A 24,848-nucleotide genomic window follows, 5' to 3' on the forward strand; every position below is an offset into this window, starting at 1 on the left:
ACCTGCCAGAGTCAGTCCGTCAATGCAGGCCATTCACTGACATTTATTGGGCTGACGGCTTAACCGCAGGCGATTGGCAGGCATCGTGATTGGATTGAGCTATAAGTGCATGCTGCCGATTTTGGATGGAACAACCATTCGATTCACAACGAGGAAGGACCCGATGTCTTTTAGTGATTATTGGAAAGGCCCGGCGCACAGGCAACGAGCGGATGATCTGAATGCCCGCCTTACGGATCTTCAGATGCGTTATGCAGAGCTGCAAACGCTCGCTGAAAAGGTTGGCGCCATGGACGTTTTGGAAGTCCAAAGGCTAGTTGAACAAGAGAAAGTCAAGCTTGCTGCCGTTCGGGAGGAAGCTCAGCGCGCTGAACGGGAGGTTGCCGTGATTGCGCAACGTTCCTCCGATTTACAGGGACAGATTCTTGTTTGGGAGGAAACGTTACTTCTCGAAAGCTTTGCGCTCTATGAGCCAAAGTTCAAGCTAATGAGCAGCCAGGAATACAAATCCCGGCTGGACAATGTTCGAGCCCGTCAAAAGACGATGATCAAAGGTAACGAGGCGGCCACCGGGAACATGGATTGGTCTGTCAACGACAGTAAGGCGCAAGGACGCAAGCTTGTAAACGACATGATCAAACTGGTTATTCGCTCGTTCAACAATGAATCGGATTACTGCGTGGACAACGTAAAGTTCGACAACGTTGAACTTGGCGAGAAGCGAATTCTCAAGTCATTCGAAACCTGCAACCGTCTCGGCAAGATTATGGACGTGGAGATATCACGCAGGTACCTGAATCTCAAACTTGATGAGCTGCATCTTGCCTACGAGTTTCAGATCAAGAAGCAAGAGGAAAAGGAGGAAGCCAAGCGCATCCGTGAGGAGCTGCGAGAACAACAGAAGCTTGAGCAAGAGATTCGCGCTGCTCGGGAGAAGATCGCCAAGGAGCGCAAGCACTTCACCACAGCGTTGCGGGACCTTCAGGCTCGCTTGGAGAAAGCAGATTCCGAAGAAGAACAGAACGTCCTTCTGAAAAAGCTGGCTGAAATTGAAGCGAGTCGAGCTGAACTGGAGAGCGAAGAGAACCTGATTGACTATCGCGAAAAAAATGCCAAGGCAGGCTACGTGTATGTGATCTCTAACGTTGGGGCATTCGGCGAAGGGGTTTACAAGATCGGCATGACCCGTCGCCTTGAACCCATGGACCGCGTTGATGAACTAGGTGACGCATCTGTGCCGTTCTGGTTTGACGTGCATGCGATGGTCTTTTCGGATAACGCCCCTGCATTGGAGGCGAAGCTGCACGAACGCTTTGCCGCAGGTCGTCTGAACAAGGTCAATGGGCGGAAAGAGTTTTTCCGTGCGGACATCTCTGAGATTGAGTCGGTCATTCGAGGAAACTTTGACGCTGCCGTCGAAGTCACCCATGAAGCACCGGCCGAACAGTATCGCGAAAGCTTGCGTATGGCGTTGCCAAAGGCAGCAATCCAGCAGTCGGAACAGCTTGCAGCACAGAGCTGAGGTTCTAATTCGATGCACTTTCGGGTAACAGTTTGCCGCATGCACTCAAATTCGGATAAGAGGAACAACACCCGATGTCTTCACCGACGCTGCATCTGATGTGCGGCGAGATTATGTCTGGCCGTCGAGTTTGATTCGATTGCTGGTTACTTCAGGGCTCCTGACGCAGGGAGGGGCTGCCCATCCTGCGGCATTGCTCTCGAGTAACCAGTGATCTTTCAGCTGTATTCAATCAGCCAGCGTCGCGTTATCGATCACAAACCGATACTTCACATCGCCCTGCAGCATCCGCTCGTAGGACGCGTTGATCTGGTCGGCGCGAATCAGCTCGATGTCGGAAACGATGCCGTGCTCGGCACAGAAATCCAGCATCTCCTGAGTCTCCGGGATGCCACCGATCATCGAACCGGCGATGGTCCGGCGTTTCATGATCAGGTTGAACACGTTCGGTGACGGATGAGGCGAAGCGGGGGCACCGACCAGCGTCAGGGCGCCGTCGCGCTTGAGCAGCACCAGAAACGCATCGAGATCGTGAGGCGCGGCGACGGTGTTGAGGATCAAGTCGAAGCTCTTGGTGTGCGCGGCCATTTCCTCGGCGTTGCGCGAGACTACGACCTCATCGGCGCCCAGTGCCTTGGCGGCTTCACGCTTGGACTCGGAGGTGGTGAACGCCACGACATGCGCGCCCATCGCATGGGCCAGTTTGATGCCCATGTGGCCCAGGCCACCGATACCGACCACACCGACTTTTTTGCCCGGCCCGGCATTCCACTGACGCAGCGGCGAGTACGTGGTGATGCCCGCACACAGCAGCGGTGCGACGGCGGCCAGTTGAGTTTCCGGATGACGGATGCGCAGCACGTAGCGCTCATGCACCACGATGTTTTGCGAGTAACCGCCAAGGGTCCAGCCCGGTGCGTCCGGGGTCGGGAAGTTGTAGGTGCCGATCATGCCGTCACAGTAGTTTTCCAGACCGGTTTCACAATCGTCACAGTGTTTGCAGCTGTCGACGATGCAGCCGACACCCACCAGATCACCGACTTTGTAGTCGGAAACGTGCGCGCCGACTGCCGAAACGCGGCCGACAATCTCGTGCCCTGGCACGCACGGGAATTGGGTCCCGGCCCATTCGGCGCGTACCTGGTGCAGGTCGGAGTGGCAGATGCCGCAGAAGGCGATATCGATCTGCACATCATGGGCCGCCGGCGCGCGGCGGTTGATCTGCATGGGCTCAAGGGGTTGGTCGCCGGCATGGGCGCCGTAGGCGTGTACAAGCATGGGAACGTCCTCGAAGGATCAGTCGGACAGTCATCTTCAGGTTCCGTGCCCCCGTTCTGTTAGCGCATTTCTCCGGATTGCTTGCCTGATTCTGCTCGCAGTCGTGCGCATTGGCCCGACCTGCTGCACGAGCAGGTCGGGCCTGAGCAGGCTAGCGCAGCGGCACGTAGATATCCGTTTGCCACTGATCTTTCGGGGTCTCGGGACTGATGCTCAAGTATTCGAAAAACAGCGGGTGATCACGCAGTTCTTCGCCGCTGGCCGGTAACCAGTCGCGGTAGATCGGGTAGATGGTCTCGCCGATGTGATCGGTGGAGCCCACATGACGGACGACGGCGCAGCGACCGGCGGGAATGATCAGTTCGCCGACATTGAATGCATTGGGCGCCACGGTGTCGTGAATCTCGCCGCAAATCGCGAAATGAAAGTCTTGCGGTGGTGTCGTGTCGGGATTGCCATAGGGAATCCCGAACGTGCGGCTCGATGCCACCGGTGACTGGCCACTTTGCTGGCGCCACTGGATGAACGTTTGCACGCTTTGATTGAGAAGCCCCGGGGGGCCGCGGTGTTCCAGCGCGGCGACGCGAACTTCGGGGAAGTCGACAGTTCGTACCTGCATGGCAATGCTCCTTGAGAAATGAGGAATGGCAAAGACCGAATGCCAGACCTTCCAGTCCGGTGCCTTGCGAAAGGCCCCGGGCGAGAGGCCGAGGGCTCGCTTGAATGCCCTCGAAAACGCCTCGGGACTATCGAAGCCCGTATCCAGCGCGGCGTCCATCACCGAGAGGTCAGGCAGGGCAATCAAGCGGTGTGCCGCACGACGCAGGCGCATCAACTGCACATAACGAGAAACGGGCACGCCGACGAATACCGTAAATTGCCTGTGAAAGTGGAACTCGGAAAAGTTCGCAACCTGACTTAACGCCTTCACCGACAGGTCGCCTTCAAGGTTGGCGTCGATGTAGGCAAGTACCGCCGTGAAGCGTCTCGCGTAGGCAATTTGAGTCGGAGTGTCGGGCACGGTGTGGAAGTCCTGGAAATTCGGTCGGCCCTAGAATCGACGATAGCGGGCTGGATGCGCCTAGCCGTATTTGCTCAAGGCAGAAAGTCGGTGCTGACACCCTGCACCGACTTTCCGAATCTTTACACTCGCACGGTGCGTTGTGAATCAGTCGCGCGCCTGGGCAACAATTGCGAAATTCCCCGGCGCCTTCTCCAGCAGCCCCAGAAACCTTACGAGGTCGACCTTGCTGCCATCCACCTTCAGATCATCGGAAGTGAGCGTTTCCTTCAGCCCGGCGGTGCCCCCCAGCAGTTGAACGAACAAATCTTTGGTGACTGTCAGCGTTGCGTTGGCATTCGCCGCCGTCGGGCCTTTTCGATAGTGCAGCACGGCGTTCTCGATCCACAGCACGAACGATTCATTCGTATCGGTCAGCACCAGATTGAACGTCCAGTTCTTGCCATCCGCCGCCGGCCCGTCGAGGCTCGCGGCCATGGCTTCGAGGAAGCGTTCGGTGGGCGTCTGCTTCATCAATTCGATCAGGTCGGAGCGTTTGACGCCCTTGGCCGGCGGGCCGTTGCGCAGCTCCATGGCCGCCGTCAGGTAGCTGTTGCGCCAGGTCGCCGATTCCGCCTGATAGCCCATTTGTTCATACGCGCGGGCCAGCAGTTCCTTGGCGGCGGTGTCGTCGGGTTTGGCGAGCACGGCCTGATCCAGCAGCTCGGCGACCCAGCGGTATTCGCCCTTGTCATAGGCCGCGCGGGCGGCTTCGACCACTTTGGCATTGCCTCCCATCAATTCGACGTAGCGCTTTGCCGATTCTTTGGGCACCAGAGGATTCAAGTGTGCGGGGTTGCCGTCGTAGGCGCCGAGGTACATCTGGTAGATCGCCTTGACGTTGTGGCGCAGGTCGCCGTAATAGCCGCGAGTGCCGAAGTACGACGCCAGCGAATCCGGCAGCTGGATCTTGTCGGCGATCTCGTTGGGGGTGTAACCGGCGTTCATCAGGCGCACGGTCTGGTCGTGCAGGTATTTGTAGACGTCGCGGTGTTTGGTGATGAATTCGCGGATTCGCTCGTTGCCCCAGATCGGCCAGTTGTGCTGACCGAAATAGACCTCGGTGTCGCCCAACTCATCCAGGGCGATTTGCGTGTATTCAGACCAGCGCAGCGCATCGCGCACCTTGGCGCCACGAATCGGCAGCAGGTTGTGCATGGTCTGCGCCAGCAGCTCCGCGCCGCCGTACGCCTTGAGCGCGGGGATCGAAAAGGTCAGCTCGGCCGGGGCTTCCGCGCCGGGCATGTTGTGGAACACGAAGCTGACGCCGTCGAGCACCAGCGGCTGGATCGGCTGATCGATGATCTGCGTCGGCGGCAGGATGCCCATGCTGCCGTAGGCGACGTTTTTGCCTAGCCCCGTGTCGACGATGCCGGTCACGCCCGGCGTCAGATTCTTGCCGAACTGATACATCGACCGCCGCGCCATCGCCGGGCCTGCGAGAATGTTTTCGCTGGTCGCTTCCTCCATGAACCCCGCGGGCGCGACGATGGGAATGTTGCGCTGGGCCACTTCGCTGCTCGAGGTAATGCCCAGCACACCGCCGAAATGGTCGGCATGGTCGTGGGTGAAAATGATCGCGGAGACGGGCTTGTTGCCCAGATGCTCGCGGGCGAATGCCAGCGCTGCGGCGGCGGATTCCCGGGAGGTCAGCGGGTCGACCACGATCCAGCCGGTCTGCCCGTCGATCAGCGTCATGTTGGCGATGTCGAAACCGCGCAACTGATAAATCCCCTCGCGGACCTTGAACAGACCGATCTGCGCGTTGAGCATCGCGTGCCGCCACAGGCTCGGGTTGACGGTGGCCGGCGCCTGGCCTTCGACGAAGCGGTACGCGTCGAAATCGATCAGGACATTGCCGTCGGCGCCGAGGATCTTGCCGGTGGGCCGGGCGATGAAACCACGCTGGGCATCTTCCATGTCGCGGTTGTCGCTGAGGTCCAGGCCCTTGATCGACGCCTGGATCACCGCTGCCGTGGCGGGCGTGGCATCTCCCGTAGCGACGCCGGGCTTGTTGTCGCAGCCGCCGAGGGACACCAGCGTCAGGGCGATGATCGTGTAGAGGGTCGGTTTCATTCTTGTTGTTCTCCGAGGGTCGAATGCGCTCCAGCCTAGGGGCAGGGCGGCGATGTATCCAATGCATTGTTTACATCCGGATAATGCGTCGCTAGCATCGTGCGAATGGACCTCAAACGACTGTCACACCTTCTCGCGCTGGCCGATGAACGCCATTTCGGCCGGGCTGCCGAGCGCGTGCACCTCAGCCAGCCGGCCCTGAGCCGCAGCATTCAGGCGCTGGAGAGCGAAACGGGGCAGCGCCTGTTTGATCGCGACACCGGCGACGTACGCCCGACGCCGGCGGGGGAGTTCCTGATCGAGCGGGCGCGGCGACTGCTGTTCGATGCCCGATCGCTGGAGCGGGACATGGCGCTCTACAGCGATCGCCAACTGGGCAGCCTCGCCTTCGGCGTCGGGCCGTTCCCGGCCGCGATGTTGATGCATCAAGTGGTGCCGCGACTGCGCCTGGATCACCCGGCAGTCACGCTGCGGGTGGAAGTGAACAACTGGCAGATTCTGGAGGCGCGATTGCGCGCTGAAGCGATCGAATTCTTTGTGGCCGACATCCGTAACTTCACCGCGGAATCCGACCTGCTGATCCGTTCGCTGGGCCAGGTTTCGGCAGGCTTCTTCGTACGACCGGAGCACCCGCTGGCCGGGCGCAAAGTGCAGATGGGCGAGCTGGAAAGCTATGGCATCGCCACGACGCGCCTGCCGGAAGTGGTGAAACTTGAGACCGCCCGAACCCTCGGCATCTCCACCCGCCAGACGCTGCCCATCGTGCTGGAATGCGATGACGTGGCGTTGCTCAAGACCGTCGCTGGTTCAACCGATACCATCCTCGGCGTCATCCATGGCGCTGTGGCCGAAGACATTCGAGTGGGGCGTTTGATTGAGCTTCATGTTGTCGACAGGCCGGGATTTCATTCCGAAATTGGTGTGGTGAGTTTGCAGGGCAGAAGCTTGTCGCCAACGGCTTTGTGTGTGATTGAGGCGATTGTTGCCGAGATGCAATCCGTTCACGTCGAACAATCCCCACGTCTTTAGAGACGCGTCCTACAGCCACGATTTTCCTGCTTCGTTAACGTCGTGCAGCCCCTTTTGAGGGGCTGTCGATGCATGAACGAAAGGACAATCAGTGGCTGGTCAAAAGGACATTCCCCGGGTTCCCAACCCACCGGCAGGCGACGGGCATCACGTCACTTACCGCTACATGACGGCCACTGAACTGGCCGATCAGCAAGACCGACAAGACAAGTACGACGCCATGCTGGCGAGACAGGATGCTTTCGAGCGCAGCCGTGAGGTGGCGGCGAACAAGCCTGAACCGGCGCGCGCGGGCTGTGTGTTCGCCAAGTCGTGCAAGCTGCCGGACGCGATCATCGATTACTCGAATCCTTCGGGGATGGTGCCGACTGACAGCCTGAAGGATTACGGCGAGCTGATTTTGCTCGGTGGGCGTGAGGCTGATGACAGCGGTGGCGTTGCACTCAAGAAAATCAGCGGCACGGCAATTCCCGCGGGGCTGGGCACTTTTGCCCTTACCGGTGAGGCGTTCAAGGCATTGCCTGCGCTGGCCTCAGCAGCTGTCATCAGTCCGTTGCTCGGGCTGGTGGCGATGTTCATGCCCTCGAACCTGGGCGATAGCGCGCTCTACACCGAAGACCAGTTGCTCGCCCTAAAACAGGCCCGAACCCGCGTGCGCTTGCGCGTTGAACAGCAGGCCGATGGCAGCCTGAAGGGTTATGGCTTCTATACCGGCAAGAATCGCGATTGGGAGATGGTTGATGTTGTGCAGTTTGCTGCACGCGGTAGCCGGTTTGTTGCAGACCTTGGCGAAGGTGTTGAGCTGGTCTGGACGCCTGCCGTGGACGGTTCCGATATCCTCGGTATTCCGGCGCTGGAGGCTGCTCCGCAACCGCCGCATATCTGGGTGTATCCGCCGACGAAAGCGGCGGACGGGATTCTGGTGAATCCGGTTTATCCACCGGAGTATCGGGATTTCATATTGGTGTTTCCGGCGGATTCCGGGGTTCGGCCGCTTTACATCGTGGTCAACACCTCACGTAAAGGCTTACCGTCAGAGGGGCACAACTATCATAAACCTCCAGAAACAGAAGAAATTACCGCTTTTCCCGGTTTGAAAAAAGCACAGAAAATGAACCCTATACAGGGAGGCGGCGGACTTCGGGAACGGTGGAAGGATGCAAAAGGCAGGAGAATTTATGAGTGGGACTCAAGGCACGGAGAGTTGGAAGTTTATCGTGCAAGTGACGGAACTCACCTAGGAGCGTTTGACCCTTTTACAGGAGAACGACGCGGGGATCCGAAAGATGAAAGAAGCATCAGAAAAAAATACTTGTGAGGTTGATGATGGGACTAAAGCTGAGACTGGAGTGGTACGACAAGCACACTCAACTATGCGAGGGCGAAGAGTACTCCAAGGATTTAGGCGACGATGAAACCGTTTTGAATGCCTTGGGCATCCCAGTGGAAAACAACATAAATAATGGCGGCTTCAATGTAGTCGAAAATTGGACGCCTATTATCCAACCTTACTTTCAACACAATATTTTCCTTACGGCTTACAACTATCAAATCTCGTTTGACTACAGCGACGTCTGGTAACTGACCTTATGATCTACAGAATCGAAGCCTTCGATCAAAAAACGGAGCTCCTAGCGTTCGAGGCGCAGCTTCCCGGAGGATGCGACGACCAGATAGCCGCCGTTATGGGATGGACAACAGAACAGCAAGGTTGGGAAGGCTACGATCTGACGAGTGATCAGATCGCCGCCTTGGAGAAGCTATTGGGAAGGACGGTCTTCGATCCGGCTTATCTCTTCCAACTGAGCTGCAACGTTAATTAAACGGGCCTTTGCCAATCGATCCTTAACTGGAACGAATCAGCCCCGCTGACCCCGCCCCGGATAATTGAGCACAAACTGCACATGCGCCTTCACCCCGGTGGCCAGGGTCGCGTCATCGGCGGTGAAGTTGGGGCTGTGGTTGTTCGGCGCCTTGCTCATGTCCTGGCCTTCCGGCGTGGCGCCGAGAAACACGAACAACCCCGGCACTTTGCGCGCGTAGTAGGAGAAGTCTTCGCTCGGCGACAGGGAGGCGGGCAGGCGCTCGACCTTGCCCGGTGCTGCCAGTTCGAGGGCCGGGATCATGGCTTCGGTCAGGGCCGGATCGTTGGTGGTCACGGGCGCATTGTTCACCAGCAGCAGGTTGGCCTGGGTCTCGTAGGCGCTGGCGATGCTGTTCACCAGCGGCGGCATTTTTTTCAGGATCGTGTCGCGGATGTCGGCGTTGTTGGTGCGGATGGTTCCGGTCATTTCCACGGTCTCGGGAATGATGTTGGCCGCCGAGCCGCCGTTGATCGTGCCGACGCTGATCACGCCCATGCCCTGCGTGAGATCGACGCGCCGACTGACCAGCGTCTGCAATCCACTGATGATGCCTTGACTGGCGACAATCGGATCGACACCGCTCCAGGGCGCCGAGCCATGAGTCTGCTGGCCCTTGACCGTGATGCGAAACGAGTCGCTGCTGTTGAGCACGGTCCCGGATTTGTAGAACAGATGCCCGGTCGGATAACCCGCCATCACATGCACCCCGAACACCGCCTCGACCTTAGGTGAATCGAGCGCGCCATCGCGGATCATCGCCTGTGCGCCGATCAGAGTATCGGTCTGGAATTCATCGACATCGGCCGCGCCTTCCTCGGCAGGCTGAAACAAAAACACCACCGTCCCGCGCACCTGATCCCGATGCTCGGCCAGCACTTTCGCGGCGCCCAGCAACATGGCGGTGTGAGTGTCGTGCCCGCAGGCGTGCATCACCGGCACGCTCTTGCCCAGCCGCGTGCTGGTGGCCTGACTGGCGAACGGCAGGTTCGTCATCTCCTTGACCGGCAGTGCGTCCATGTCGGCGCGCAACGCTACGACCGGCCCCGGCAATCCGCCTTTCAGCACCCCCACAACACCCGTCTTGCCGACCCCGGTGCGCACTTCAATGTTCGACGCCTTCAAGCGCTCGGCCACCAGCGCGGCGGTCTTGAATTCAAGATTGCCCAGCTCTGGATGCTGATGAATCGTGTGGCGCAGATCGACGACTTCCTGATTGACCGCGCTCACGGCGCTATCCACCCAGGACGCATCGGCGGCATGGCTGGCAGTGGCAACGAACGAAGACAGAACGGCGAGGCACAGCGAGGTTTTGCAGAAACGGATCAAGGCGGGACTCTCTCTTATGGTTTTTATTGGCGTCAGAGGGTATGCCGCGATGCAAGGCGGGACAAACGAGTCTGGCCGGTAATCGCACGGCTTTTGGTTTTTCGTGTTTTTGCCCGAGCACGGCTTTCAGCGGATTGTTTTCCACCGCCTGATCCGCTTCACTGTGGCTCTTTTGCCTGAGCGGAAATCAATCATGGAACGATGCGAAGCAATGGTCATCGGCCTCGGCGCCATGGGCGCGGCCACGGTGTATCAACTGGCAAAAGCCGGGGTCAACGTGGTCGGCATCGACCGTCACCATCCGCCGCACGCGTTCGGCTCCAGCCATGGCGACACCCGCATCACCCGGCTGTCCGTGGGCGAGGGCGCGCAATACGTGCCCATCGTGCGCAACTCCCACCGCATCTGGCGGGAACTGGAAGCGCTGTCGGGCGAGTCCCTGTTCGAACAGACCGGCCTGCTGGTGCTGACCTCCAGCCCCCACTTTGATCCCGCCGACGAAACCGACTTCACCCTGCGCACCATCGCCCTGGCACAGACCTATGGCATCGAACACGAAGTCCTCGACGCCGCCCAGATCCGCCAGCGCTTTCCGCAGTTTGCCCTGGTGCGAGACGACGCCATTGGCTACTTCGAGCCCGAAGGTGGTTTTGTACGGCCCGAACGCTGCATCGACGTACAACTGAGGTTGGCCGAACAACACGGCGCCACACTCTATAAGGGCGAGACCGTGACCCACATCGGCTCGGACGAACAGGGCGTCACCGTCACCACCGACCAGCGCACCGTGCGGGCGAACAAACTGGTGGTCACCGCCGGCAACTGGGCGGGCGGCTTGCTGGGCGCGCCGTTCGACAGACTGCTCAGCGTCTATCGGCAAAAACTGTTCTGGTTCGAAACCGAGCCTGACGCGGGACTGGTCGGGCACTCGCCCACGTTCATCTTCACTCACGGACCGGACGGCGATTTCTATGGCTTTCCCGCGTTGCCGGGGGAGGGCAGTTTGAAGGTGGCGACGGCGCAGTATCACAGCACGTCCACGCCCGGGACTTTGGATCGCACAGTCTCGGCCGAGGAAGAACGCGAGATGTACGAACAGCAGGTGCAGGGGCGCATTGCCGGGCTGACGGATCGGGTGGTGAAGTCAGCGGTTTGCGCCTACACCGTCACGCCGGATCGGCATTTCATCATTGATGAGCATCCACGGTTGCAACATACGTTGGTGGTGTCGGCGTGCTCCGGGCATGGGTTCAAACACTCGGCGGCGTTGGGGGAGGCGTTTGCGCAGTGGTGTTTGCGGGGGGAGAGTGAGCTGGATCTTTCGTTGTTTTCGGTGGGGCGGTTTGAGCGGGAGTGACGGTGCTTGCGAGTGACTGCTTTCGGCCAAAAGCGGACATTTGAGAGCGGCACCTTCCGACCAAATGGCAGCCGCATCACTGGCCTCCTATTGTTAAGACGTGCCGAGATAGACGGTGAATTCGATCGCTCATGCCAATGGAGTTCATTTCCAAAATGACGCGTTTAGAGGAAAAAGTGCCGGCGTCGCACTGACGTTGCTAAGTCGCACACTGGACTATCGCTCGTTGCCCTAAAACGCACTTAAGCTCAGGTCCACAAAGCTGCGTACTTTGGGGTCCATATAGCGGCTCGATGCGAATACGGCGTGGACCGGCGCAGGTATCTCCGCCCATCCGGACAGCACGCAAGCTAACTTGCCTTCCGCGACATGTGGCTCAGCCATGAAGCGAGGAAGTTGTGCGATTCCCAGCCCCTCAAGCGCCAGGTTTTTTGCGGCGATCGTGCTATTGACGGCGCACCGGGGAACAGCAGTGACTTTCTCCGAGTTCGTGCCGTTTACCAAGCTCCAGTTCGAGCGGCCGCGCGTAGTTTTCATGATCAGATCATGATGCTTCAGGTCGCTGACAGCTTTAATCCTCGGTCCCTGCTTCAAGTATTCCGGGGTTGCGTACAGCCCATAGAACACCTCGCCCAGTTTGCGCGCCGACAGTCCTGAATCTTCAAGCTTGCCGACGCGAATAGCGACATCGAAGCCTTCATGAATTATGTCGACCAAACGGTTGGTGTATTCCGCCTCCACCGTCACCTTCGGGAAATGGCGCAGAAACGTGGCGATCCAGCGATCCACAACCATCGTTCCGAACTCAGATCCGGCCGTGATTTTGAGCAGGCCCTTTGGCTCCCTAGATTGTTGCGCCACAGCCGCTTCAGCCGCCTCGGCGGCGGTCAAGATGCACATGGCCCGCTCGAAATAATCGCGTCCCACTTCAGTTACGCTCAGACGCCGAGTGGAGCGGATGAGCAATTGTGCACCGAGCTTTTCTTCCATGCGCCGGACGATCCGACTCACTCGGGCTTTATCCGTGCCAAGTCGGTCCGCCGCCGTAGTGAAAGAGCCATCGGTGACAACGGCGACGAAGACTTTCATTTCCGGCAAATCAATTGATGTGTTCATGGACAACAGTCTGTAACTTCAGGCTCCATTTATCAATGGACCGATCGAATCTAAAGTCCGCTCCAGGCACTACAGGGTGCTGAATGTCTCTCGGCGGGTCCCGCCGAAACCCCATAGAAGGAATATTCAAGATGACCCAGACGATCGGAATCATTGGCTCGGGCTTGGTGGGCAAAGCAGTAGCCCATCTTGCGGTCGCAGCAGGCTACAAGGTCGTTATCAGCAATTCCCGCGGCCCTGAGTCCCTTTCCAAGCTGGTAAAGGAACTTGGACCTCTCGCTCGTGCGGGCTCTGTCGAAGAGGCCATCGCCTCGGGCGATATCGTCTCGCTGGCCATTCCTCTTGCGAACTTCAAAACTCTGCCGGCCGACAAGTTCGTGGGCAAGGTGGTTATCGATCAAACCAATTACTACCCAGGCATGGGCGATTTTCGCCGGGCCGATCTCGATCAGGGCAAATTAACTTCCAGCGAACTGGTCCAGCAACACCTCAAAGACGCGAAGGTGGTTAAAGGTATCCATAACATTGGCTGGATCCACATGCAGTACAACGCTCGTCCCAAGGGTGATGCCGAACGTACCACCTTGCCCATCGCTGGTAACGACGCCGTTGCTAAGGAAATCATCACGCGTTTCATAGAGGCCGTTGGATACAACGTGGTCGATGCGGGTTCACTCGCCGACAGTTGGCGTATCGAACCCAACACGCCGATTTACTTCTGGCCCTACGCGCCTGCGGTTCCAGAAGGCTTGACCGATGAGAGGGCCAAAGAAGTCTACCGTCAGCGCGGCGAACCGCTTTCGCCAGAACAAGCTCGTCAGTTGATCAGCACTACCAAGAGTCCGTCTCCCATCGGAGGAACGCTGGAAGGTCTTCCGCCCATCCATATTGCTCTGTTCCTAGAGCTGGCGAGTGCGAACACCGTCGAGGGGTAATAGTTCTAAACCGGGCGTCCTTAAAGCTGGCGTCCGGTTCTTTTAAAGTCACACCGGTCCTATCTTAGATATTAACTGATGTATCTATAGACAACAGTCTGTCGTTCCACATGCTATTTATCTATTTTCCATGGCTTCTTACAGTGATGTCTTTCACCGAAAGAAAGAGGGGCTGTAATGAAGATAGGAATACTGAACACCGGGAATCTTGGCAGCAGGCTAGCGCGGGCATGGGGTGATGCGGATCACCAGTTGGTGCTCGCCAAGGACGGCGAGGATCGCAAGATTGCGCCATTGCTTGCCGAACTTGGCGGTCGGGCCCGCCACGGCACCTTCGAACAAGCGGCTCAATTTGGCGAAGCTGTGTTGTTCTCGGTCTACTGGCCCAGGGCAGACGCTGTGATCGACGCGGTTGGCAGCGCACTCGACGGCAAGATCGTGATCGAAACCATGAATCCGCTCGGCGTCACTAACGAGTTTGTGCACTTTCATGACCATGCTTTCATGCGTGACAACTCGACTGCCGAGTATCTGCAAAACCGTCTTCCGCGTGCGCGGGTGGTCAAGGCCTTCAGCCTGTTGGCGGCGCCGGTGCTGGAGGGTGCTGCCTGGTCTGCCTCGGCGACCAAACCTAACGTTTTCTACGCAACTGACGACCAGGAGGCAGGCGACGTCGCGCGCGGTTTGATTGAAGACGCTGGCTTCACGCCCATCAATGCAGGCCCTTTGAAAGTCGCCCGCCAATTGGAGCAGCTCGGCGTTCTGCTGCACCACATCGCCGAACACGAATACAACGGCGATACCGATCTCATTCGGCTGGGTGTCTCGATTGTGGAGGCTCTCCCTGGTCCCATCGTGCGCGAACGGATCTCCTGAGCGTCATGTAGATCACCCCACCAAGAGTTCGAATTAATGGAATTTCAGATGCCACAATCGCTAATTAGAAAAACGGCCCTGGTGACAGGAGGGTCGCGGGGAATCGGTCGATCGATTGCAGAGCGCCTGGCGAAAGAAGGCGCAACAATCGCCTTGACCTACAACGCAAGCAAGTCCGCCGCCGAGGAGGTGGTTGATGCCATCGAGAGCGCCGGAGGTAGTGCATTCGCACTTCATTCTGATCTGTCAGATGTTCAGGCTATCCCCGCATTGTTCGAACAACTCGACCGAGAACTCATCAGACGAAACGGGAATAAAGCGCTCGACATTCTTGTCAACAATGCCGGAAATTCCGGTTGGGGCAGTTTCCGGGATGCAACACCGGACAATTGGGACGCTATCTTCGCGGTCCACGCTCGAGCGCCGTTTTTCGTCGTTCAAGCCGCACTTAGTCGTCTAAGCGATGGCGGCCGAATTATTAACATTACCTCCGGTGCCGGCGCACGGGCCATGTCGGCAGTGCCGATCTATTCGATGGCCAAAGCCAGTATCAACAACCTGACCCATGCGCTTGCACAGGAATTGGGTCCGTACGGCATTACGGTGAATGCCGTGGCGCCGGGCTGGGTACGGACAGACATGAACGCGGCCGTACGTGAAAACGTCGACATGGTTAAAATGATCGAAGCTGATACAGCATTGGGCCGCTTCGGAGAAACTTCAGACATCGCCGCGGTCGTGGCGTATCTGGCGTGTGAGGAAAGCCGCTGGGTGACCGCCCAGGTCATTGAAGCAAGTGGTGGCTATAAGCTGTAAAGCTGCCCTTCCATCAGGAACGCGGCAGTGGATGAGCACTGCGTGTTGACCATGAAAGTCACTGCCTATAATGAAATTCGATTGCTCGCAGGGGCTCCCTAGTACGCGAAGGCGGTCAACCTTCGCGTACGATTCCTCTCATGAATTTTTATTTGCTAAGCGAACGTCCACTATTGGTCTGTAGCTGTCACCTGCGAGGGTCAGCTTATGGCCGATAGCTGCCATTTACTGTGGCAGCTTCGGCTGGCATCGTTTTCTCAAGCCCCTACTAATCAGTCATGAAAGAGGGGTTGGCTTTCAGGTCTTCACCTCAACATGATCCAACGCCTGATTCACCGCCAACTCACTCAACATCACCAACTGCGCAATCCCGATCGCAGTCTTGCGGTGGGCAGGCTCCAGCGTGGCCGCAAAGTTATTAAGCATTTCGCTCGCCGAGCCCAGTGATTCGCTGGCGTTGGCCAGGAGTGATTCGGTGTTGTATGCAGGGTTGGCCATGTACATGGGGTCGTGTTTGTGATGGCTGCCCATGATCCGTTGTTGCGGAGTGAGGTAGTGATCGAGCGCGCGTTCTGCCGCTTCGTTAAGGGTTCGGGAATCGGGGAATTTGTAGGGAGAAACCGGATCGGTTTCGGGAGGGTTCGGTGTTGGTTTGAACATAGATGAATCTCCAGCACTTATTAAAGGGGAGTCATCCACTCTCGCTACCAAACGAGGGGTGGCGACCATACGCAGGTTGGTAGACCGGAGCACTGGAACCGGCGCTTCCGAAGAAGCCCTGAGCATGGCCACCATAGATCCAGTCGCATGAATGCAACTGCATGAGGTGACGCAATGCGTCAGCGCTGCGGGCTACCAAACCCGATCACTGTTTTTCAGTGACCCGGAAACGATAAAACCCGCACCCCAGACGCACAAGCCGGCGGATTCTGGCGTAGTCGTAGGCAATGACGCAAGACGCTGTAGCCGTGGTGAAGTAATGCCGGGCGTTTCTAAACACCATTCGAAAAACGCTTAAACACGCTGCCCTTGCCATGTCGAAATCAGACGTCCATGCCACTCCTGAAAAAAGCGGACTCCCGTCTGCGGGATAACGCGATCACCTCGATTTCAATTTCCTGTCCGTACCCATTCTTCCTCGGCACCTACCAACACACGTCACTTTTTAAGCTTGATGAAACGTTTCAGCAGGTTTATAAAAACGGCACAACTCCAAGAAAGGCTGCTCCCATGATCCCGCTCAAACTCGTTGTTGCCCTCAGCGCACTGTCCGCTGCCTCCCACGCCATGGCCTGGGATTACGTTCTGCTCGACACCGACAAAGCCGCTCAGAACTGGCAGATCACCAGCCAGCAACTCGGCGTGAAAACCGACAAACCTTTCAGCGTCAGCCTGCGCACCTTGCATGGCGGTCGGCAGGAGGGCGTCAGCATTGTCGACATCGATAACGGCACGATGAAGCTATCGGTGGTGCCGACGCGCGGAATGAACGTCTTGCAGGCCTCGGTCGGCAATGTGCGCATGGGCTGGGATTCGCCGGTCAAGGAGGTGGTCAATCCGTCCTTCATCGAACTCCATGGTCGCGGTGGTCTGGGCTGGCTCGAAGGTTTCAATGAGCTGGTGACCCGCTGCGGATACGAATGGGTCGGCCACCCCGGCATCGACAACGGCGAACTGCTGACCCTGCACGGCCGGGCCGCCAACATTCCTGCGAACAAGGTCACCCTGCACATCGATGAAACGCCACCTTACGCCATCACCCTGCGCGGCGAACTGAAAGAGCAGGCGTTCAAGAAAGTCGACTTCTCCGTCGCCACCGAACTCGTCACCGAACCTGGCAGCGTAGTGTTCGCCCTTAACGACACTCTGACCAACAACGGTGACTATCCGAAGGAATACCAAGCGCTGTACCACAGTAACTTCAGCACCCCGTTCCTGGAGCAGGGCGCTCGTTTCGCCGCGCCGGTGAAACAGGTGTCGCCGTTCAACGACAAAGCCAAGGGCGATTTGGCTGAATGGCAAACCTATCGCGCACCGACCAAGGACTACGACGAAACGGTTTACAACGTCGTGCCGTATGCCGATGCCAAGGGCGATACGTTGACCGTGTTGCATAACAAGGCCGGCAGCCTGGGTGTTTCGGTTGGCTTCAATACGCAGACATTGCCGGTGTTTTCCCTGTGGAAGAATACCGATACCCAAGGCCAGGGTTATGTCACCGGGTTGGAGCCGGGGACGAGTTTTTCCTACAACCGCCGTTATCAGCGGCCCCTGAACCTGGTACCGACAATCGGGCCGAAGGAACACAAACAGTTCCGCATCAGCTACAGCTTGTTGGCGGATAAGACGGCGGTGGACAAGGCCTTGAAGCAGGTGAGTGACATTCAGGGCGGGCGGGAGACTGAGGTGCGGCAGACACCGTTGGTTGATCTGACCAAGGGGTGAAACCGGCGGTCGCTCAAATGTTCAGCGACATCGGCTTGTCGCCACCCGGAGGCAAGCCGAACACCTTGCGCACCCTGTTGAGAAATGCCCCGTAGGGTCGCCCCAGCGCCAGCATCATCAACGCCGCACCGAGCGTGCCGCGCACCAGTTCACCTCCCGATGCACCACTTGAGGCAATGATCGCTGCATAGATTGGGACCTGGAAACTGACGAGGGCGAAGCTGTCCCACAGCAGTCTGGAAACCCGACGCGGGCTGGCTCGCTTCATCACCCAGTCCCGCCACAGACCGTAAGGTCTTGCGACGGGCACCATCAATACGGCGCCCACAAGGCGCGCATGAAGAACCTGATCCCACGTCATGCCGGCAATGAATCGTTCATTGATGATGCCGGTGGTTGTGAAAAACAGGATCAGCGCCGTTGTGTCTGCAATGAATGCAGTACGGCGCATTGACTGTTGCGGGCGTTGAAGCAAATCACATCTCCTGTGCTGGTTCAGGTAGGTGCCAGCGCATCCTCCTGATGTGACAGCGGCTGCACCGCCAGGTGCGGAGTTTCGCCGAAGAACTCGATCAGCAGCTCGGTGAGCACGCGTATTTTCCGGGCGGGATGCGGCCCCGGCGGGCGGAGGAGGTAGGCACCGGCTGGCGGTGGGGGATGGTTTGTCATGATCTGCACCAGTGCGCCCGATGCCAGGTGCTCATGGGTGAGGCAGTCGGGCAGGTAGGCGACGCCCAGGCCGGCGACTGCGGCAGCGGCGAGGGCGGTGCCGTTGTCAGCCTTGAAGCGTCCTTGCGGACGAACCGTGACGGTCTTGTCGCCGTCCATGAATTGCCAGGCTTCGGTGCCCTGCATGAGTGCCTGATGGTTGATCAGGTCGTCCGGCTTCTCTGGGGCGCCGTGCGCCTTGATGTAGTCCGCGCTCGCGACGAGCTTGGTGTAGACCGGACCAATACGCCTTGCGATCAGATTGGAGTCCTTCAGATAACCCACTCGAATGGCGCAATCGTAGCCCTCGGTGATGAGGTCAACGAAGCGATCACTGTAGCAAGTCTGCATATGCAGCTGAGGGTGACGGCGCGCCATTTCCGCCAGCACCGGTGCAAAGTGAGTCGGGCCGAACGACAGCGGGACAGCCACGCGCAGGCGGCCGCGAAGGGCTCCGGCAGGCAGGATCGTTTCCTTGGCGACGTTGATCTCGGTGCAGACTCTGGCGGCGTAGTCCCGGAAGATCGCGCCGGCCTCAGTGAGTGCCGATCCGCGCGTCGAGCGTGCCAGCAGCTGCACACCCAGTTCGGTTTCAAGGCGGGCCAGGCGGCGGCTGACGATCGACTTCGATACGCCAAGACGCAGTGCAGCCTGCGAAATGCCCTCGGCGTCAGCCACTTCCACGAAGGTCTGTAGTTCTTCGATATCCATGCTTGCGTTCCCCTTTGTGCGACACAGCACGTCGCGCAATGCTACTACTGCGTCGAACATGGGAACAGCACAATGGGTTTTCCAGGCAAATCACGCTTTTTGCGTGTCTGGAATTGATTTTCCGCACGGGCTTCGGCCCCTTCACAAACGTGCGTCACCCATAAAAAGGATTTGCCCATGGCAAGCGAAACGCTCCGCAACGCCCACACCGATCAGTTGCTGACCCCGGAAAACTCGGCGTTGATCATCATCGATTATCAGCCTGTTCAGGTTTCCTCGATCCGCTCGATGCCGCGTGACGAACTCGTCTTCAACATCACCAGCGTCGCGAAGGCGGCGGTCAACTACGACCTTCCGATCATCCACTCGACCGTCAATGTCGCGACCGGCCGCAACAAGCCGCCGATTCAGGAATTGCAACAGGTTCTCGGTCACCTGCCGACCTATGACCGTACCTCGATCAACAGCTGGGAGGACACGGAATTCAAACAGGCGGTCAAGGCGCTTGGACGCAAGAAACTCATCATGACTGCGCTCTGGACCGAAGCCTGTCTGACGTTCCCGGTGCTCGACGCCATCCAGGAAGGTTATGAAGTGTATGTGCCGGTCGATGCGGTTGGCGGCACATCGCTTGCCGCACACGAGGCGGCGTTGCGCAGAATGGAACAGGCGGGCGCGAAGCTCATCAGCCGCGTGCAGATGTACTGCGAACTCCAGCGCGACTGGGCGCGAGAAGTGACCGTGCCGGGCTTTATGGGCGTGTTCGAGAACTTCGACGGGTTCAATGCTGAAAAGGCTCTGGAGGAGGCAGACAAGAAGGCCTGATCAGTGGGTAGTTGATAAAGGTGGCACTCGCGAAAGCGGGTGCTGCCTTTGTTTTTTGCGCGAGGCAGACTCAGGTCGAATGCCTGCACGACAGAAGTCCGAACGCTATTCGCCATGTCGAAATCAGACGCCCCCATGCCGCTCCCAGGCTATTTCCCATCAACTCCAGACACGTAAGGTGACGCATCATTTCATCGCCCTGCGTCGTCGTCCGACCGATTTTTAACGCTGCAGCGCTTGAGGTGCGCCGCTCTGGAGCAGGGCAACAGGAAGAAATGATGATCGCCTGACACGTCGTCAGTACGCCCAAACGTCGATCACCAGAGAACAACAAAAACAATGAATAGCCTGAACTCGAAGGACTCGAACGGTCAGTTGGCGCAAGGTTTCAAGCCGCGTCATGTCACCATGCTTTCCATTGCCGGCATCATCGGTGCGGGGCTGTTTGTCGGCTCCGGCCACGCCATTGCCGCCGCCGGCCCGGCCGTCTTGCTTGCTTATCTCTTCTCCGGTCTGCTGGTCGTGCTGGTCATGCGCATGCTCGGTGAAATGGCCGTGGCCCATCCGGACACGGGATCGTTTTCCACCTATGCCGATCAGGCCATCGGGCGCTGGGCGGGGTTCACCATTGGTTGGTTGTATTGGTGGTTCTGGGTGCTGGTCATTCCAATTGAAGCGCTGGCCGCCGGGCATGTCTTGAACCAGTGGTTTCCTCAGGTCGATGCGTGGTTGTTCGCGTTGCTGTCGATCATTTTGCTGGTGGTGACCAACCTGTTCAGCGTGTCCAAGTACGGTGAGTTCGAGTTCTGGTTTGCGATGGCCAAAGTGGTGGCGATCATCGGGTTCATCGGGCTGGGTTTTGCGGTGTTGATGGGCTGGATTCCGGAACGTGAGGCCAGCGGTTTGAGTCGGTTGATGGAAGAGCATGGCGGGTTTGCGCCCAATGGTTTGTCGGCGGTGGTCGGGGCTTTTATCACCATCATGTTCAGTTTTATCGGGACGGAGGCGGTGACCATCGCGGCCGCCGAATCGAGCAATCCGGCGCAGAACATCGCCAAGGCCACGCGCTCGGTCATCTGGCGCATCGGCGTGTTTTATCTGCTGTCGATTTTCGTGGTGATTTCGGTGGTGCCCTGGAACGACCCGCTGCTGGCGTCCGTCGGCTCTTACCAGCGCGCGCTGGAGCTGATGAACATTCCCAACGCCAAATTCCTGGTCGATGTGGTCGTGCTGATCGCAGTGGCCAGTTGCATGAACTCCTCGATTTACATTTCTTCGCGGATGCTGTTCTCGCTGGGGCGTCGCGGCGATGCTCCGCAGCCGCTGAAGGTGACCTCCGCTGCGGGCGTGCCGAGGGCGGCGGTGATCGCCAGCACCGTGATTGGTGCCGGGGTGACGCTGTTCAGCTATTTCATGCCGGCGGGGCTGTTCCAGTTTTTGCTCGCCAGCTCCGGCGCGATTGCGTTGCTGGTGTATCTGGTGATCGCGGTTTCGCAATTGCGCATGCGCCGGATGCTGCGTCGGCAGAACGTCGAGCTGACGTTTCGCATGTGGCTGTTTCCGTGGCTGACGTGGTTGGTGATCGTCTTCATCTGCGCCGCGCTCGCGGTGATGATGGTGACGCCGGAGCATCGTCTGGAAGTGACCTCGACGATTGGCCTGGCGCTGGCGATTTCCTTTATCGGGCTGGTGACCACGCGGCAGCATGGGCAGGCGAGGGCGGTGGTTTCGGTGGGCAAGGCCTAGGTTTGTCGCACGCGTGAACTGTGGGACTATCGCCGGCATGCCTGACATTCATCGGAGCCCCATCGTGCAGACCATCCGCCGCGCTCAACCTCAGGATGCCGAGTGCATCGCCGCACTCGTCACCGAGGCCTATACACCGTACATCGCCAGAATCGGCAAGAAACCTGCGCCGATGCTGGAGGATTACCGGCAGGTGTTGCAGGACAATGAGACGTTTGTCCTGATCGACAATGACGAGGTTGTCGGCGTGCTGGTCATGACCCCTGAAGACACCGAGCTACTTCTGGTCAACGTCGCCGTTTCAGCTCGGCACAAGGGCAAGGGCCTGGGAAAAGTGCTGATGGCGTTCTGTGAAGAACACGCGCGTGACAAAGGGCTGGCGGCGGTGCGGTTGTACACCCACGAACGGATGACCGAAAACATCGAGATCTACAAAAAACTCGGTTATCTCGAAACCCATCGCGCCACGGAAGATGGCTTTGCTCGGGTGTTCATGCGCAAGGCGCTTTGACCAAAACAGAGGCCGTTGCACATTGCGCAATGGCCTCTGTTGATTTCAACCGCGTTTCGGCAGCTTCCAGTTCGGGCGAATGAAGTGGCAGGTGTAGCCATTCGGAATGCGCTCGAGGTAATCCTGATGCTCCGGCTCCGCTTCCCAGAACGGCCCCGCCGGTTCGATTTCGGTAACCACGCGGCCTGGCCACAGGCCTGACGCGTCGACATCAGCCGCAGTGTCTTCGGCGATATCGCGTTGCTGCTCGTTCAGGTAATAGATCGCCGAACGATAGCTCGGACCGAGGTCGTTGCCCTGACGGTTGGGCGTGCTTGGATCGTGGATCTGAAAGAAAAACTCGAGGATCTGCCGATAGCTGATCACGGCGGGATCGAAGACGATTTCAATGGCCTCGGCGTGATTGCCATGGTTGCGGTAAGTGGCATTCGGCACATCGCCGCCGGAATAACCGACCCGCGTCTGCAACACGCCGGGATAGCGGCGCAGCAGATCCTGCATGCCCCAGAAGCAGCCGCCAGCGAGAATGGCAGTTTCGGTTTGAGTGGTCATGGCATGTCCTTCCTCTCGAATGGGTCGCAGATGTTCCTTGATATGAGGGAGTGTGGGCCGATTCCAAGGTTGAGCCGGTAAATAAATCGTGAGGCGTCGGCTTACGGTGTTTGCCCACCACCGGCGAGCCAACCATCAGGCTCCATTTCTTTGCCACACGTTGCGGCCACTTTCAAAAAAAGCCGCTGACTGGCAGAAACTCTGATGGGCAAACCGGGTTCTTCGGCACGAAGTCTGGAAGCAGGCGCTGGTTGAGCTTTTGGCTTCTTGTGTTTCATGGACACCTCTCGTGCCTGGTTGCTTGAGTCGATCTTATGAGAGGCCCAATGGAAAGGCGTCTTTTCTTCGCATCGTCTGTGTTCTGTCCGGATCAGGCAGAAGACGGTATCGAAGGCGAGGGTGCCTATGTAATCAGGCGTGAGGGACGGCTGCTGTAGGACGCTGCTTATGTGCGTGAAGGACGCTGGAAATGACTGGTTGTATTTGCACTCAGCGATCCGTCCGCGGCATCGCCGCAATCGGCTGGATTTGCCGGGAGGCCTGCGCCGAGCACCAGCGATTCCGCCCTTGCTGCTTGGCCTGATACAGACAGGTATCGGCTGACTTGAGCAAAGTGGCCGGTGTCACCGCATCGTCAACCGGATAGCGTGTGGTGATCCCCGCACTCGCGGTGACATACCCCAGCGGATGCCCGGCATGTTCAAGCTCCAGCGAACGAATGGTCTGCAGAATATCTTCGGCCACCTGAATCGCCCCGGCGCTGTCGGTGTTGGGCAGCAGCACGGTGAATTCCTCACCACCGTAGCGCACGGCCAAATCAGAGGGGCGCTTGACCGCTTTGCGGATTCCGTCGCCGACCGCGATCAGGCAGTCATCGCCGGCGGCATGGCTGTACTGGTCGTTGTAGCGTTTGAAGTAGTCGACATCGAGCATGATCAACGACAGCGAAGTGCCCTGACGCCGGGCCAGACGAATCTCGTCCGCCAGCGCCGCGTCCAGGCGCCGACGGTTGCCCAGACCGGTGAGGCTGTCGGTCAGCGCCATGTCGCGCATCGTTTTGTGCGCGGAGCGGATCTCCCGCTCCATCGCCATCCGTTGACGCAACTGGCTCAGCACGATGAGCCCGAAACAGGCCAGCACCAGAATCAGGAACACCAGCACGAAGCCGTTTTTCAGCAGGTCCTGGCGCCACGGCGCAATGATGGAGTCGCGGGACAAACCGGCCTCGACCACCAGCGGGTAGGTGGTCAGGGCGCGATAGCCGTAAAGGCGTTCGGTGTCGTCGACCACCGCCCTGATCTGGGCGATGCCCTGGTTGGAGCTGGGCAGGTAGGTCTTGAAGATCTCGCTGTTCGCCAGGCTTTTGCCGACCACCGAGGCAATGAACGGCCGGCGCACAAGGATCGTGCCGTCGCGCATCGCCAGCACCAGCGCGCCTTTGTCATCAATGCGGAAGTCACCGTAATAGTCGACGAAATAACTGACCTTGACCGTCCCCAGCAGCACGCCGGCGAACGAGCCGTCGGGGTTGTTCAAACGCCGCGAGATCGGAATGATCAGATCATGGGTGGAACGGCTTTCCACTACCTGACCGATGCGCACGCCTCGGTCTTCATGGGTGCGGTGGTACTGGAAATAATCGCGGTCGGCGTTGTTGGCGGTTTCTGGCGTGACCTCCTTGTCGGTCACGATCCAATGGCCGTCCGGGCCGTAGATGAACAGACCGTGCAGCTGCGGCATGATTTTCGATTGCTGGATGAGCAGCTTATGAATCCGCGCCACATCGAGGTTCTGCAGCCCATCGCCTTCGACTCGCTCGGCCAGCCCGGCGGTCAGCACATCGACCTGGCGGATGGTGTCCTCGGCATGCTGCGCGGTGGCGCGGGCTAGGTTGGTTACCGAGTCGCGCGCGGAGGCAAAGACCGAACGATAGTCACGCCACGTCCGCCAGCTCTCGACCGCCAGAAAGGCCACGACCACCATCAGCATGAAACTGACGGTCAGCCGAAAGGTAGACCCGGCCTTCACCCCTTTGCGGGGCGCGCGCGGTGCTTCATCTGGCGTGGGCGCTTGCGTATTGCGTCCGGGCATCAA

23 protein-coding genes are annotated in these 24,848 nt (G+C 58.6%); 13 read left to right on the forward strand and 10 right to left on the reverse strand.

Annotation, left to right across the window (positions count from 1 at the left end):
• Positions 1-163: 163 nt before the first annotated feature.
• Positions 164-1,522: a DUF4041 domain-containing protein gene (locus QR290_RS13085; protein WP_289205120.1), complete on the forward strand. Its 1,359-nt coding sequence runs from the start codon at positions 164-166 to the stop codon at positions 1,520-1,522.
• 228 nt (positions 1,523-1,750) lie between these two features.
• On the opposite strand, the gene QR290_RS13090 is transcribed toward QR290_RS13085, so the two are convergent.
• The 3 genes from QR290_RS13090 to QR290_RS13100 all read right to left on the reverse strand — a co-directional run bounded on the left by QR290_RS13090 (position 1,751) and on the right by QR290_RS13100 (position 5,936).
• Positions 1,751-2,800 carry an NAD(P)-dependent alcohol dehydrogenase gene (locus QR290_RS13090; protein WP_289205121.1) on the reverse strand — a complete coding sequence of 350 codons (1,050 nt, stop codon included), beginning with the start codon at positions 2,798-2,800 and terminating at the stop codon, positions 1,751-1,753.
• A gap of 151 nt (positions 2,801-2,951) precedes the next feature.
• The gene (locus tag QR290_RS13095) at positions 2,952-3,821 is read right to left on the reverse strand and encodes an AraC family transcriptional regulator (protein WP_289205122.1); all 870 of its coding nucleotides are present in this window, start codon (positions 3,819-3,821) and stop codon (positions 2,952-2,954) included.
• A 147-nt stretch (positions 3,822-3,968) separates the two neighbouring features.
• The gene (locus QR290_RS13100; RefSeq protein WP_289205123.1) at positions 3,969-5,936 is read right to left on the reverse strand and encodes an alkyl/aryl-sulfatase; all 1,968 of its coding nucleotides are present in this window, start codon (positions 5,934-5,936) and stop codon (positions 3,969-3,971) included.
• Positions 5,937-6,041: 105 nt separating this feature from the next.
• On the opposite strand from QR290_RS13100, the gene QR290_RS13105 reads away from it, so the two are divergent.
• From QR290_RS13105 to QR290_RS13120, 4 genes are all read left to right on the forward strand, one after another.
• Positions 6,042-6,965 (forward strand): LysR family transcriptional regulator, encoded by a 924-nt coding sequence (locus QR290_RS13105; RefSeq protein ID WP_289205124.1) that lies wholly within the window; start codon positions 6,042-6,044, stop codon positions 6,963-6,965.
• A 91-nt stretch (positions 6,966-7,056) separates the two neighbouring features.
• Positions 7,057-8,283 (forward strand): S-type pyocin domain-containing protein, encoded by a 1,227-nt coding sequence (locus QR290_RS13110; protein ID WP_289205125.1) that lies wholly within the window; start codon positions 7,057-7,059, stop codon positions 8,281-8,283.
• 8 nt (positions 8,284-8,291) lie between these two features.
• Positions 8,292-8,546 carry a colicin E3-like toxin immunity protein gene (locus QR290_RS13115; RefSeq protein WP_064384113.1) on the forward strand — a complete coding sequence of 85 codons (255 nt, stop codon included), beginning with the start codon at positions 8,292-8,294 and terminating at the stop codon, positions 8,544-8,546.
• Between the two features lie 8 nt (positions 8,547-8,554).
• On the forward strand, positions 8,555-8,788 hold the full coding sequence (locus tag QR290_RS13120) for a DUF7683 domain-containing protein (RefSeq protein ID WP_289205126.1): 234 nt from the start codon (positions 8,555-8,557) through the stop codon (positions 8,786-8,788).
• A 36-nt stretch (positions 8,789-8,824) separates the two neighbouring features.
• Here QR290_RS13120 and QR290_RS13125 read toward each other — a convergent pair whose 3' ends face one another.
• Positions 8,825-10,156, reverse strand: a complete 1,332-nt coding sequence (locus QR290_RS13125; RefSeq protein ID WP_289205127.1) for an amidohydrolase — start codon at positions 10,154-10,156, stop codon at positions 8,825-8,827.
• 193 nt (positions 10,157-10,349) lie between these two features.
• Between QR290_RS13125 and solA the strand changes: the two genes are divergently transcribed.
• The gene (solA, locus tag QR290_RS13130; RefSeq protein WP_289205128.1) at positions 10,350-11,513 is read left to right on the forward strand and encodes an N-methyl-L-tryptophan oxidase; all 1,164 of its coding nucleotides are present in this window, start codon (positions 10,350-10,352) and stop codon (positions 11,511-11,513) included.
• Positions 11,514-11,744: 231 nt separating this feature from the next.
• On the opposite strand, the gene QR290_RS13135 is transcribed toward solA, so the two are convergent.
• Positions 11,745-12,629 (reverse strand): LysR family transcriptional regulator, encoded by an 885-nt coding sequence (locus QR290_RS13135; protein ID WP_240321689.1) that lies wholly within the window; start codon positions 12,627-12,629, stop codon positions 11,745-11,747.
• A gap of 131 nt (positions 12,630-12,760) precedes the next feature.
• Between QR290_RS13135 and QR290_RS13140 the strand changes: the two genes are divergently transcribed.
• From QR290_RS13140 to QR290_RS13150, 3 genes are all read left to right on the forward strand, one after another.
• Positions 12,761-13,564: an NADPH-dependent F420 reductase gene (locus QR290_RS13140; RefSeq protein ID WP_115077484.1), complete on the forward strand. Its 804-nt coding sequence runs from the start codon at positions 12,761-12,763 to the stop codon at positions 13,562-13,564.
• A gap of 177 nt (positions 13,565-13,741) precedes the next feature.
• Positions 13,742-14,440, forward strand: coding sequence for an NADPH-dependent F420 reductase (locus tag QR290_RS13145; protein WP_115077485.1), 699 nt, complete (start codon positions 13,742-13,744; stop codon positions 14,438-14,440).
• A gap of 36 nt (positions 14,441-14,476) precedes the next feature.
• Positions 14,477-15,256, forward strand: coding sequence for an SDR family NAD(P)-dependent oxidoreductase (locus QR290_RS13150; RefSeq protein WP_240321690.1), 780 nt, complete (start codon positions 14,477-14,479; stop codon positions 15,254-15,256).
• 297 nt (positions 15,257-15,553) lie between these two features.
• On the opposite strand, the gene QR290_RS13155 is transcribed toward QR290_RS13150, so the two are convergent.
• Complete coding sequence (locus QR290_RS13155) at positions 15,554-15,916, reverse strand: DUF6124 family protein (protein ID WP_007958158.1); 363 nt, start codon at positions 15,914-15,916, stop codon at positions 15,554-15,556.
• A 570-nt stretch (positions 15,917-16,486) separates the two neighbouring features.
• Here QR290_RS13155 and QR290_RS13160 point away from each other — a divergent pair.
• On the forward strand, positions 16,487-17,701 hold the full coding sequence (locus QR290_RS13160) for an aldose 1-epimerase family protein (protein WP_289205129.1): 1,215 nt from the start codon (positions 16,487-16,489) through the stop codon (positions 17,699-17,701).
• A 13-nt stretch (positions 17,702-17,714) separates the two neighbouring features.
• Here QR290_RS13160 and alaE read toward each other — a convergent pair whose 3' ends face one another.
• Together alaE and QR290_RS13170 are read right to left on the reverse strand one after the other, a co-directional pair.
• Entirely contained in the window at positions 17,715-18,152 is a 438-nt protein-coding gene (gene alaE / locus QR290_RS13165; protein ID WP_289205130.1) for an L-alanine exporter AlaE, read from the reverse strand.
• A 44-nt stretch (positions 18,153-18,196) separates the two neighbouring features.
• Positions 18,197-19,120, reverse strand: a complete 924-nt coding sequence (locus QR290_RS13170; RefSeq protein ID WP_289205131.1) for a LysR family transcriptional regulator — start codon at positions 19,118-19,120, stop codon at positions 18,197-18,199.
• Positions 19,121-19,297: 177 nt separating this feature from the next.
• Here QR290_RS13170 and QR290_RS13175 point away from each other — a divergent pair, with 177 nt between their 5' ends.
• The 3 genes from QR290_RS13175 to QR290_RS13185 all read left to right on the forward strand — a co-directional run bounded on the left by QR290_RS13175 (position 19,298) and on the right by QR290_RS13185 (position 22,202).
• Entirely contained in the window at positions 19,298-19,945 is a 648-nt protein-coding gene (locus QR290_RS13175; RefSeq protein ID WP_289205132.1) for a hydrolase, read from the forward strand.
• Between the two features lie 339 nt (positions 19,946-20,284).
• Positions 20,285-21,691, forward strand: coding sequence for a GABA permease (gabP, locus tag QR290_RS13180; protein WP_289205133.1), 1,407 nt, complete (start codon positions 20,285-20,287; stop codon positions 21,689-21,691).
• 64 nt (positions 21,692-21,755) lie between these two features.
• A complete protein-coding gene (locus QR290_RS13185; RefSeq protein WP_289205134.1) occupies positions 21,756-22,202 on the forward strand; it encodes a GNAT family N-acetyltransferase in 447 nt (148 codons plus the stop codon).
• Between the two features lie 45 nt (positions 22,203-22,247).
• Here QR290_RS13185 and msrA read toward each other — a convergent pair whose 3' ends face one another.
• A complete protein-coding gene (gene msrA, locus QR290_RS13190; RefSeq protein ID WP_221399463.1) occupies positions 22,248-22,754 on the reverse strand; it encodes a peptide-methionine (S)-S-oxide reductase MsrA in 507 nt (168 codons plus the stop codon).
• Between the two features lie 489 nt (positions 22,755-23,243).
• Complete coding sequence (locus QR290_RS13195) at positions 23,244-24,845, reverse strand: sensor domain-containing diguanylate cyclase (protein ID WP_289205135.1); 1,602 nt, start codon at positions 24,843-24,845, stop codon at positions 23,244-23,246.
• Positions 24,846-24,848 lie beyond the last annotated feature (3 nt).

Source organism: Pseudomonas fluorescens (genome assembly GCF_030344995.1).
GTDB lineage: Bacteria > Pseudomonadota > Gammaproteobacteria > Pseudomonadales > Pseudomonadaceae > Aquipseudomonas > Aquipseudomonas fluorescens_BF.

Excerpts from the sequence above, each read along its gene's own strand:
- QR290_RS13195 (WP_289205135.1), bottom strand. The coding sequence starts at position 24,845 with ATGCCCGGACGCAATACGCAAGCGCCCACGCCAGATGAAGCACCGCGC.
- QR290_RS13145 (WP_115077485.1), top strand. The coding sequence starts at position 13,742 with ATGAAGATAGGAATACTGAACACCGGGAATCTTGGCAGCAGGCTAGCG.
- QR290_RS13100 (WP_289205123.1), bottom strand. The coding sequence starts at position 5,936 with ATGAAACCGACCCTCTACACGATCATCGCCCTGACGCTGGTGTCCCTC.
- QR290_RS13150 (WP_240321690.1), top strand. The coding sequence starts at position 14,477 with ATGGAATTTCAGATGCCACAATCGCTAATTAGAAAAACGGCCCTGGTG.
- QR290_RS13135 (WP_240321689.1), bottom strand. The coding sequence starts at position 12,629 with ATGAACACATCAATTGATTTGCCGGAAATGAAAGTCTTCGTCGCCGTT.
- QR290_RS13115 (WP_064384113.1), top strand. The coding sequence starts at position 8,292 with ATGGGACTAAAGCTGAGACTGGAGTGGTACGACAAGCACACTCAACTA.
- gabP (WP_289205133.1), top strand. The coding sequence starts at position 20,285 with ATGAATAGCCTGAACTCGAAGGACTCGAACGGTCAGTTGGCGCAAGGT.
- solA (WP_289205128.1), top strand. The coding sequence starts at position 10,350 with ATGGAACGATGCGAAGCAATGGTCATCGGCCTCGGCGCCATGGGCGCG.
- msrA (WP_221399463.1), bottom strand. The coding sequence starts at position 22,754 with ATGACCACTCAAACCGAAACTGCCATTCTCGCTGGCGGCTGCTTCTGG.
- QR290_RS13085 (WP_289205120.1), top strand. The coding sequence starts at position 164 with ATGTCTTTTAGTGATTATTGGAAAGGCCCGGCGCACAGGCAACGAGCG.
- QR290_RS13120 (WP_289205126.1), top strand. The coding sequence starts at position 8,555 with ATGATCTACAGAATCGAAGCCTTCGATCAAAAAACGGAGCTCCTAGCG.
- QR290_RS13175 (WP_289205132.1), top strand. The coding sequence starts at position 19,298 with ATGGCAAGCGAAACGCTCCGCAACGCCCACACCGATCAGTTGCTGACC.
- QR290_RS13170 (WP_289205131.1), bottom strand. The coding sequence starts at position 19,120 with ATGGATATCGAAGAACTACAGACCTTCGTGGAAGTGGCTGACGCCGAG.
- QR290_RS13140 (WP_115077484.1), top strand. The coding sequence starts at position 12,761 with ATGACCCAGACGATCGGAATCATTGGCTCGGGCTTGGTGGGCAAAGCA.
- QR290_RS13160 (WP_289205129.1), top strand. The coding sequence starts at position 16,487 with ATGATCCCGCTCAAACTCGTTGTTGCCCTCAGCGCACTGTCCGCTGCC.
- QR290_RS13155 (WP_007958158.1), bottom strand. The coding sequence starts at position 15,916 with ATGTTCAAACCAACACCGAACCCTCCCGAAACCGATCCGGTTTCTCCC.
- QR290_RS13090 (WP_289205121.1), bottom strand. The coding sequence starts at position 2,800 with ATGCTTGTACACGCCTACGGCGCCCATGCCGGCGACCAACCCCTTGAG.
- QR290_RS13105 (WP_289205124.1), top strand. The coding sequence starts at position 6,042 with ATGGACCTCAAACGACTGTCACACCTTCTCGCGCTGGCCGATGAACGC.
- alaE (WP_289205130.1), bottom strand. The coding sequence starts at position 18,152 with ATGCGCCGTACTGCATTCATTGCAGACACAACGGCGCTGATCCTGTTT.